Origin of the sequence: Nocardia sp. NPDC050793 (genome assembly GCF_040654065.1) — a bacterium.
Classification (GTDB): Bacteria; Actinomycetota; Actinomycetes; order Mycobacteriales; family Mycobacteriaceae; genus Nocardia.
In genome coordinates, this window is the sequence record NZ_JBFAHG010000002.1 from 46,682 (window position 1) to 56,497 (window position 9,816).

General features: G+C 70.2%; 7 protein-coding genes. 2 read left to right on the forward strand and 5 right to left on the reverse strand.

Translation table 11 applies throughout. The annotated features are described in order from the left end of the window. Positions 1-2,760, reverse strand: coding sequence for a molybdopterin cofactor-binding domain-containing protein (locus AB0H50_RS05725; RefSeq protein ID WP_357447467.1), 2,760 nt, complete (start codon positions 2,758-2,760; stop codon positions 1-3). Further along, on the reverse strand, positions 2,757-3,614 hold the full coding sequence (locus tag AB0H50_RS05730; protein ID WP_357447470.1) for an FAD binding domain-containing protein: 858 nt from the start codon (positions 3,612-3,614) through the stop codon (positions 2,757-2,759). The genes AB0H50_RS05725 and AB0H50_RS05730 overlap by 4 nt, the downstream gene beginning before the upstream one ends. A 276-nt stretch (positions 3,615-3,890) precedes the next feature. Between AB0H50_RS05730 and AB0H50_RS05735 the strand changes: the two genes are divergently transcribed. Both AB0H50_RS05735 and AB0H50_RS05740 read left to right on the forward strand, forming a co-directional pair. Continuing rightward, on the forward strand, positions 3,891-6,524 hold the full coding sequence (locus tag AB0H50_RS05735) for a tetratricopeptide repeat protein (RefSeq protein ID WP_357447472.1): 2,634 nt from the start codon (positions 3,891-3,893) through the stop codon (positions 6,522-6,524). Positions 6,525-6,776: 252 nt separating this feature from the next. Next, positions 6,777-7,148 carry a hypothetical protein gene (locus AB0H50_RS05740; protein ID WP_357447475.1) on the forward strand — a complete coding sequence of 124 codons (372 nt, stop codon included), beginning with the start codon at positions 6,777-6,779 and terminating at the stop codon, positions 7,146-7,148. Positions 7,149-7,175: 27 nt separating this feature from the next. On the opposite strand, the gene AB0H50_RS05745 is transcribed toward AB0H50_RS05740, so the two are convergent. From AB0H50_RS05745 to uraH, 3 genes are read right to left on the reverse strand one after another with little or no spacing between them, the layout of a single operon-like run. Continuing rightward, positions 7,176-8,534 carry an 8-oxoguanine deaminase gene (locus tag AB0H50_RS05745; RefSeq protein WP_357449302.1) on the reverse strand — a complete coding sequence of 453 codons (1,359 nt, stop codon included), beginning with the start codon at positions 8,532-8,534 and terminating at the stop codon, positions 7,176-7,178. Continuing rightward, the gene (gene pucL, locus AB0H50_RS05750; RefSeq protein ID WP_357447477.1) at positions 8,531-9,436 is read right to left on the reverse strand and encodes a factor-independent urate hydroxylase; all 906 of its coding nucleotides are present in this window, start codon (positions 9,434-9,436) and stop codon (positions 8,531-8,533) included. The genes AB0H50_RS05745 and pucL overlap by 4 nt, the downstream gene beginning before the upstream one ends. A 2-nt stretch (positions 9,437-9,438) precedes the next feature. Next, positions 9,439-9,756, reverse strand: a complete 318-nt coding sequence (gene uraH, locus AB0H50_RS05755; protein ID WP_357447480.1) for a hydroxyisourate hydrolase — start codon at positions 9,754-9,756, stop codon at positions 9,439-9,441. Positions 9,757-9,816: the final 60 nt, after the last annotated feature.

Genomic DNA, 9,816 nt, shown 5'->3' on the forward strand with positions numbered 1-9,816 from the left:
TCACCGTTCCTCTCCCTCCTGCATGGCGCGCCAAACCCGGTCGGCCGTCATCGGCAGTCGATGCATGCGCACCCCCACGGCGTCGCGGATGGCGTTGGCCATTGCCGGGGCGACCGGGTTGTACGGTGACTCGCTCATCGATTTCGCGCCGAGCGGTCCGAGTTCGTCGGCGGTGTCGGCGAAGTAGACCTCGGTCGAGGGTAGATCGGCGAGCTGCGGAATGTGGTAATGCCGCAAGGTCCGGGTGGTCACCACGCCGTGTTCGGAGCGCATGTCTTCGTAGAGCGCGGTGCCGATGGCCTGGGCCACCCCGCCCTCCACCTGGCTGCGGCATTGCACCGGGTTGAGCACGGTGCCCGCGTCGGCGGCCTGGACCGATTGCAAGATGCGGACCCGGCCGGTCGCCCGCTCGACGGCGACCCGGAAGGCATGCACGTTGAAGCTGACCGAGCGCGGAATGCCGGTGTGCTCGCCGTGTGCCGCCAGCTCACCCTCCGCCGCGAGTTCCGCCAAGGAGATCAGCCGATCGCCGCACCGGACACCGTCCGGACCGAGGACGCAGTCTCGTACCGGCGTCCCCGCGAGTTCGGCGGCCCGCGCCAACAGCAGATCCTTCAGCGCCAGCGCGGCGGCATAGGCGGCCTTGCCCGCGACCACGATGCCGGTCGACCCGAACGCTCCGGTGTCGTGGTCGACGAGGTCGGTATCCGACTGCCGGATCGCGATGCGCGCCACATCGGTGTGCAAGGCGGCGGCGGCGAGCTGGGCATGAACGGTGGTCGTACCGTTGCCGAATTCCACTGTGCCCACCCTGATTTCGTAAAGGCCGTCGGGGCCGAGCAGCGCGACGGCCGAGGAACGGTGACCGCGCGGCGGTATGGTCGCGATCATCGCCAGCGCCATCCCCTCGCCCACCGACCAACCCGGCCCCGGCGACGCTATCCCGTTGCCGCGCATCAGAGCTCGTTGCGCGAGGTCGAGGCACTGGTCGAGTCCGTAACTGCCGAACACCAGGTCCCCCGGCTCCGGCCCCGCGCCGACGAACGCGTCACCGGGAACGGCCACGTTGCGCCTGCGGAGATCGAACGGGTCGATGCCGAGTTCTCGGGCCAGTTCGTCGAGCGCCGATTCGACGGCGTAGATGATCTGACCGAGCCCGTAGCCGCGGAACGCGCCGGAGGGAATGTTGTTGGTGTAGACCGCCACGGCGTCCACGCGCTTGTTCGCGCACCGGTACACCTCGATCGATTCGCTCACCCCGTGATACATCACGCCAGGGCTGTGGTTGCCGTAGGCGCCCGCGTCGGAGAGCACGTCGATGGCCAGTGCGGTGAGCACGCCGTCCGTGTCCGCGCCCGCGGTGACGGCGACCCGCATCGGGTGCCTGGCGGTGGCCTCGGTGAACTCGGCGGTGCGGGTGTACTCGTACTGCACCGGACGTCCCGTGCGCAGCACCGCGAGCGCGATGAGGTCCTCTACCAGCATTTCCTGTTTGGCGCCGAACCCGCCGCCGACCCGGGCCGCGAAGACCCGCACCCGGTCGCGTTCCAGCCCGAACACATGGCACAGCTCGTCGCGAACCAGGAACGGCACCTGCGTGCTGCATCGGACGACGAGCCTGCCTTCGGCGTCCAGCCATCCGATGCCGCAGTGCGTTTCGAGATGCACGTGTTGCGCACGCGGGGAGTGCCACGTGCCGCGCACCACGCGCGCCGCGGCGGCCAGACCGGCCTCGATATCTCCTACGCCGCCGTGTAATTCGGCGACCACGTTGCGCTCACGATCGGCAATCCGGGACGAATCCGGTTTGTCGGCATGCATTTTCGGCGCGTCCTCGGCCAGCGCGTCCGCTGGATCGAACACCGAGGGCAGCAGCTTGTAGGTGACCCGCAGGGCCCTGCAGCCCGCCGAAGCGATCTCCATGCTGTCCGCGACCACCGCGGCCACGCGCTGTCCGACGAAACGCACGGTGCGGTCGAGGACGAACGTGTCGTCCGGGTCGTCCGTGCGCCACTCGTGCCTGGCCGTGGAGAACAGCACCGAGGGAGAGTCGGCGTAGGTCAGCACCGCCCGGACACCAGGAAGCGCCTCGGCGGCGGCGGTATCGATGGAGAGAATGCGCGCGTGCGGGTGCGGGCTCGGGAGAACCGCGATGTGCAGTGGGGCGGTCGGTGGCGCGACGGGGTCGTCGGCGGCGGGCAGCACGTCGAGGGTGAACGGCTCACGGCCGGTGACGATCCCAGGTCCGGCCGGTGCGCCCACGCGGCCTCCTGATGGAAGCTGCACAACCGGTCCCATCGGGCTTTCGCCCGCTCGTCCCGCGCCATCTGTCAGCGCCGCGAGAATCGGCCGATACCCCGTGCAGCGGCACAGGTTTCCCTTCAACAATTCCGGAAGGTCGGCCTGGTCCGGCCCCGCTTCGGTTCCGCACCCCAATCCCGCTGCCGTGACCACCATTCCGGCCGTGCAGAACCCGCACTGGAACCCCGCCTCGTCGAGAACCCGCCGCTGCACCGGATGCAACCGCTCCGGATCGCCGAGCCCGGCCGCCGTGGTGATGGACCGGTCCGCCGCGCGGTAGGCCGGGATGAGGCACGAGTGCACCGTCACGCCGTCCAGCTCCACCGAACAAGCTCCGCAGTCACCCGCGTCGCAGCCCTTCTTCACGGCGAAGCAGCCGTGCTCGCGCAGCAGGGTGCGCAGACACTGACCGGCGCGGGGCTCCGCGTCGACGATCCGGCCGTCGATCTCGAATTTCATAGCTGCCCACCGGGTTCGGCGCGTAGCTCCGCGACCACCTCGGCGGCCAGCAGTCCCGCGACGTGCCTGCGCCACTCGGGCGCACCGTGCGGATCGTCGAACCACAGCGCCGGATCCACCTCGGCAAGCGCCGCCGCCACCGCCCGGTCATCCGGCACGAGCTGGAAGTCGAGCACGACCGGCCGGGTCGTCGCCGCCGTGAGCGTCAGCACGCACCGGTCGCCGGACTCGCGTCGACCCATCACCAGCGCGCCGGAGCGTCCGAGCGGCGCGAGCGCGATCTTCCGGAACGCGGTGCGCGCGAGCAGCGCCCGCTCCGGGACGGCGATCGAGCGCAGCACTTCGCCTGGCCGCAGCACTGTGAGTCCTGGCCCGATCACGAACTCCCGCAGCGGAATCCGGCGATCACCGCCCTCCGCCGCCCACACCAGTGCGACGCCGTCCAGCGCGACAAGCGCGGCGAGCACCGCGCCGGCGGGCAGCGCGAGACACACGTTCCCGCCGACCGTCGCGCTGTGCCAGATCTTGTGCGACGCCACCAGCGCCCGGCAGGCCTGCGCGAACAGCGCGGTCCCCGGCCATCGTCGCCACCGCGCGCCGCCACCGAGCTCGCGCCCGGGAGCGGCGTCGGCGAACTGCGCCAAAGTGCAGGTCGCCGCGATTTCCAAGCCCTCGGTGGTGATCGTGCACGCGGGCCAGCCCAGCGCGGTGATATCGATGAGCCGCACCAGCTGCGGCTGCGGCTCCGAGAACAGGAAGGTGCCTCCGGCCAGCACCCCGGTCGCCCCGCCGAGACCGGCCAGGTCGGCCCGCCCCCTGGCCACCGTCACCTCCCGGATCGTGTCCAGGTCCACGTCTCTCACCTCGCTTCACAGCGCCCTGCCGCCACAGTAGGGGCTGCTGGTTGCCGCGATGTTGCGCGACACCCGCCCCTGATTGCGCATCGGTTACCTCGATCGTCCTCCGCACCCCCGTCGAAGGCACGCGCGGCGAAGAAATCGGCCACCGAGCGGCGACACCGTACTTGACCTGGTCAAAAAGCCACTGCTACCAAGGAGTTGTCCGGAGCGGCGGTGCGCGCCGAAGCCCACCGGTCCGGTGGGACACCTACGGCAGCGGGGAGGTGCTCGGTGGACCGAGCCGTCCGACCGGAACAGCGACCAGGGGACAAGTACGGCATCGCCGAGCGTCGCAGGATCCGTGCCTTTCTGACCGGTCTCGGGCTGAACGAACACCAACTGCTGGAGCCGCTGGCCGGAGAACTCCGCCAGCGCGGGTGCAGGCCGCGCCAGGCCTGGCGGCTGGCGAACGAGCTGACCCAGAGTTCGGTCGCCGAGCGGTACAACCAGATCACCGACAACCCGCAGGCCACCATGCGGGCCAGCCGGATCTCGGAGTACGAGGCCTGGCCGACCGCGGGCTCCTCGGCCAGGCCGACCATCCGCGTGCTGAAAATCCTGTCGACCATCTACGGAACCAGCTGGGAGCAGCTGGTCGATCTCGCCGACCTGGAACTCATGCCCGCCGCCGAGCGCCTCGAATTCCAGGAGGCGATCGCCCGGCGCTCCGACGAGCGGAGCCGGACCCCGGTGAGCGCGGGCCTGCCACCCGAGGTTCCGCACTTCACCGGGCGCGTCCTGCCCAAGAAGGAACTGCACGACCGGGTGCGCAGGCACCTGAACGGCGACGGGCCCGCCGTGCACGTGATCGATGGGCTGACCGGAATCGGCAAGTCGGCGCTCGCGAGATACGCGGTGGCGGCCTTCGCCAAGCACTATCCGGACGGCACGATCTGGGCCGACCTGCACGGTCACACCGTCGGGCGGGATCCGCGCCTGCCCACCGACGTGCTGGAACAGCTGTTGCTCCAGGTCGAGGTGCCGCGCGAGCGCATCGTCGACGATCTGACCGGCCGCGCCGCGCAGTGGCGCGCCGCCATGCGTCAGCGCCGCATGCTCATCGTCTTCGACAACGTGCTCGACACCGCGCACGTCCGACTACTGCTGCCGCAAGCCCCCGGCTGTCTGGTCCTGATCACCAGCCGTGGCAAGCTCACCGGTCTGGCCGAGGCCGCGCCGCTGCACTTGGACGTGATGGATTGGCGCGAAGCCGAGGAACTGCTGGTGAAACTGGGCAATCTGCCGTCCGGGTACGACCGCGGCGCGGTACGCCAGATCCTGGAGACCTCGGGGCGGCTACCACTGGCGATCCGGCTGATCGGCGGCCAGATCGCCCACCACGGTGTCGATCTGCTCGCCGAGAGCGCCACCGAGTTCGCCACCAGGGCCGAGGAGCTCAGGGGCGCGCCGGGCGCGGACGTCTTCGGCGAATCGGTGGCCGCCTACATCCTCGATCGGTTCGCCGCCGAGGACGAGTCCCTTCGCGCCGCCTTCGAGACCTCGTACCAGCGATTGCAGACTCCAGCGCAGCGCCGCGCGGTGCGGATGCTCGGCTGGTTCCCCGGCCCCGAGATCACCGCCGAGTCGCTGGCCACGATGGCGAAGACGACACTCGGCGAGGCCAAGACGCTGATCCGTCAGATGTTCGAAGCGGGCTTTCTCGACCCGGCCGAGGGCGGTCCCGGCGGCTCGCGCTACCGGATGCACGACCTGACCCGGCTGCTCGCCCGGTTGTACGCCGAGCGCGACGCCGCGCCGGGTGAGCACGGGCTGGCCCTCGAACGCCTCATCGCCGGGGGGCTGGCGGTCGCCCGCCGCGCGGGACCACGCCGCACGGACGTCGCGACCAGAATCAAGCATCCCGCTGTCGAGGCGCAAGGCAGCGAGGTGGAGCAGGCCGTGGCGTGGCTGACCAGGGAACGGGAGATGCTGCTCGGCTGCATCGCCGCGACCGGTCCCACCGCCGCCGCGGCCGAACTCGCAATCCTGCTCGGAACCGATCTGTTCGGCGAAGGACGCTGGTCGGACGCGCATTGGCTCTATCTCCGCGCGCTGGAGACAGCCACCGTCCTTTCCGATCCGGCCATCGAATGCGACGCGCTGAACGGCCTCGGTCACGTGGCACGAATGGCCTGCGCGTATCGCACCGCGCACGAACACTTCGAGCAAGCGTTGGTGATCGCGCGCGACCTCGGCGACCCGGAGCGCTTGGCCGCGACGATCTGGGGCTACGCCGAGGTGGTCCGTCGCACGGGGGACTTCGAGAAGGCGATGCAGCACTACACCGATGCCGCGGCCATCGCGCTGCGCACCGCGAACGACAAGCTGCGCGGCGACGCGCTGCGGGGCCAGGGCCACATCGCACGGATGACCGGCGATCACGCCGCGGCGCAGCGGCACTATCAGGAGGCGTTGCGCATCGCGCGCCGGATCGGTGACCCTTCCGGCGAATGCTGGTCGCTGTGGGGCCTCGGCAATATCACGCGGAAGTCCGGCGACTTCGATGCCGCGCGTCGCCGTTTCGTCGACGCGTACCGCATCGCCACTGACATCGACGATTTCCTGTGCCAGGTCGACACGCTGCGCGGTCTCGGCCACGTCGAGCGCCACTTCGGCGAATACACCTCCGCGCGAGACTATTACGCGAAGTCGCGCGACCTCGCGCAACGAATCAGAGACCCGCACGGCGAGGCCGACGCATTGCAAAGCCTCGGAAACGTCTTCGCCGATATGGGCCGCGAGGCCGACGCGCGCGAAAATCTCTGTGCCGCCTTGGCACTGTACGAACATCTGGGCGTACAGCTGACCGATCGAACACGCGCCGATATCGGCAGATACGACTGCGGTCGACAGCTCACCGAATAGGGCGGACGCAAAGACCGCACGTGACGTTCTCGGCCCGGCGGCGGACGGCCTGCTCCCGCTCGCCGGGCGGCAGACTCGCGCCGCCGATTGTGATGTTTTCTCCGAATACTCGCCGTTTCAGCAGGTAGAAGCCCCGCGGGCGGCGAAGAAATCGGCTCCGGCCGTGGGATCGCGAACCGTGGACCGCAGCTGTCACCCTGAGATCACCACCCGAACGCGGCGAGCGCCGCCCGGACGAAAGGGGTTCGTGCGATGGCGATTACGGCCTCGGAATGGCTGATCACAAGCGATGTGGCGCAGGAGGTCGCGTTCCGCGTCGACCTGCCGGAAACCGGGCGCGGCCGATGGGTGCTCTCCTACCTGCCGACCCATCGCAGGCTCACCCGCGCGCAAGCGCTCACCGGTCTGGTTCTCGCGGAACAGGTCCTGCTGGAGCAGGATTCGGGGCCGTTCGACGCCGAGATCGCCGCGCTGCACGCCGCCGAGCTCGGCCTGACTCTGCACGACGTGATGTGCCTGCTGGCGCTGCGGGCCGGACCACAGAACCTCGATCGTCTCGCTTCACCAGCACGCCGAGAGACCGCGAACACTGTCGCAGGGGGGACGACAGTGTTCGCGGTCTGACCGCGACACCCGCTGTCCCCCAGCGATTCACCGCGCCGCCACCAGCGCCGCGTGCGCCCGCGCCACCTCGCGCCCCACCGACTCCTCGTCCACCGTGCGCACCTCCCCGTCGCGGACCACCTCGCGCCCGTTCACGATCAGCGCGGCCAGTGGGGGCGGGGAACCGAGGATCAGGGCGGTGACGGGGTCGTCGATGCCCGCGTGAGCCGGGGTGTCGAGCCGCCACAGAGCCAGGTCGGCGAGCTTTCCCGGTTCGATGGAGCCGATCTCGGCGGCGCGGCCGAGTACCCCGGCGCCGCCCATGGTGGCCAGCTCGAGTGCGGTGCGCACGGTCATCGCGTGCGGGCCGCGGGCGGCGCGGGCGTAGAGCAGGGCGTTGCGGGGTTCCTGGATCATCGAACCCGCTTCGTTGCTCGCGGCGCCGTCGACGCCGAGCCCGACCCTCGCGCCCGCGGCGAGCAGATCGGGGATGCGGGCGACGCCGGCGCCGAGGCGTCCGTTGGAGGTCGGGCAGTGCGCGATGCCCGCGCCCGACTCCGCGATGGTGGCGATCGCGGCATCGTCGAGGTGGACGGCGTGGGCGTACCAGACGTCCTGGCCGATCCAGCCGAGCCGCTCCAGATACCGCGCGGGCGTGCAACCGTAGGTGGCGAGACAGTAGTCCTGCTCGTCCAGGGTTTCGGCGAGATGGGTGTGCAGCCGCACCCCTTCGGCCCTGGCCAGCGCGGCGGACTCGCGCAACAGATCCGCGGTCACCGAGAACGGGGAGCAGGGCGCGAGCGCGATGCGGACCATGGCGTCGAAGGACGGGTCGTGCCAGCGCGCGATCGCGTCGGCGCTCGCGGCGAGGACGGCGTCCAGCGACTCCACCACGGAGTCGGGCGGCAGACCGCCCGCGCTCGCGCCCAGATCCATCGCGCCGCGGCAGGGATGGAAGCGCAATCCGACCGTCGCGGCCGCGGCGATCTCCGCGCCGAGCAGATCGCCGCCCTCGCGCGGGAACAGGTAGTGGTGGTCGGCGGTCGTGCTGCAACCCGTGCGCGCGAGGGCGGCGAGTGCTCCGGTGGCGGCGATTCCCACCGACTCCTCGTCGATGCCTGACCAGACCGGATACAGCGTGGTCAGCCAGTCGAAAAGGCTTGCGTCGGCGGCGAGGCCCCTGGTGATCCACTGGTAGAGGTGGTGATGGGTGTTGACCAGTCCGGGGGTGAGCAGGCAGCCGCGCCCGTCGATGCGCGGCACGTCCAGGTCGGGCGCGTCGCCCGGCCCGACCGCGCCGATCCGGTTGCCGTGCACCACGACATGGCCGCGCGGATACTCGGCGCCCGCCGCGTCGACGGTGACCACCGCGCAACCGTCGATCACCAGCGTCGGCGCCTGGCTCACCGCTCCCACGCCTGCCCCGCGTCCGGTGCGTCCGCGCGCGCCACCGTGGCCTCGATGAGCCCGTACGGCCGGTCGGCCGCGTAGTACACCTCGCCGCGGTTCTCGATGCCGAATCTGCCGAGGTCGTAGTCGAAGTGGTGCTTGTTGGGCGCGGACAGGCGGATCTCGGCGAGCACCGGGAACGACTCGAGCACCGCCTTGCCCATCTCGAACAGCGTCTGCTGCAAGGCTTTCGAATAGTGGGTCGCGAAGACCGCCACCAGCTCGGCGCGGATGCCCGCGTAGGTCGCGTCCCAGTCCACGCCTTCGGTGCCGGCGAAGCGCCACCGCGCGAGCAACGAGGTGGCCAGCATCCGGTCGCGGGTCGGCTCGAGCACGGTGAACTCGTCGGTGAGGAAGTCGGCGAACTCCGAATCGGTCGACTTCAGGATGACCAGATCCCGCACGCCGCCGATCACCCAGGCGCGCTGGGCGTCTCCCTTGCCCGCGACCGTAACCCCCACAGTGCGAACTTCGGGCCCCTGCCGCGTCCAGGTGTGGTCGTGCTCCGCACCGTCCACCGAAACCCGCTGCCAGGCATACTCGTCCACCTCGACGCTGGCGCTGGTGACCGGCTCGACATCGTCCACGAAATGCCGCGCCAGCGCCAACGCGTAGTCCTCCACCGGCTGTAGGCCGGGCTTCTTCGCGTAGGCGTAGGCGGTCTGCTTCTGGCTGTCGGTGGGTAGCACCTTGGACTGGTCGCCCGCGGTGTAGGCGTCGGCGAAATCCCCGCGCAGCACCGTGGAGACGTTCACGTCGCGGATCTCGTGGCGCGGGCCGTCCCGGTAGATCCGGACGATACGGTTCTCCGCCTTGCCGTATCGGTTGTCGGACAGCACGATCGGGCCGGACAGGTTCATGCTCAGCTCCCTCGGTAGGTGGAGAAGGCGTACGGCGAGAGCAGCAGCGGGACGTGGTAGTGCCGGTCGCGGCCGACCACGAACGCGATGGAGACCTCCGGGTAGAACGTCTCGATGTGCTGCCGCCCGAAGTAGGTCCCGGTGTCGAAGACGATCCGGTAGACGCCGGGCGCGAGATCGGCTCCCAGGCCGTCGATCCGGCCGTCGTCATCGGTCGCGCCAGCGCCGAGGATCGCGTCGCCGTCGAACAGGGTGACCGCCATTTCCGCGGCGGGCGCGCCACGCACGGCGTCCAACACGTGCGTGCTCAGTGTGCTCATGCCTGCACCTCGCCGGCGCTCGGCTCCGGCATGCGCACCGCGCACAGGCACATGATTCGC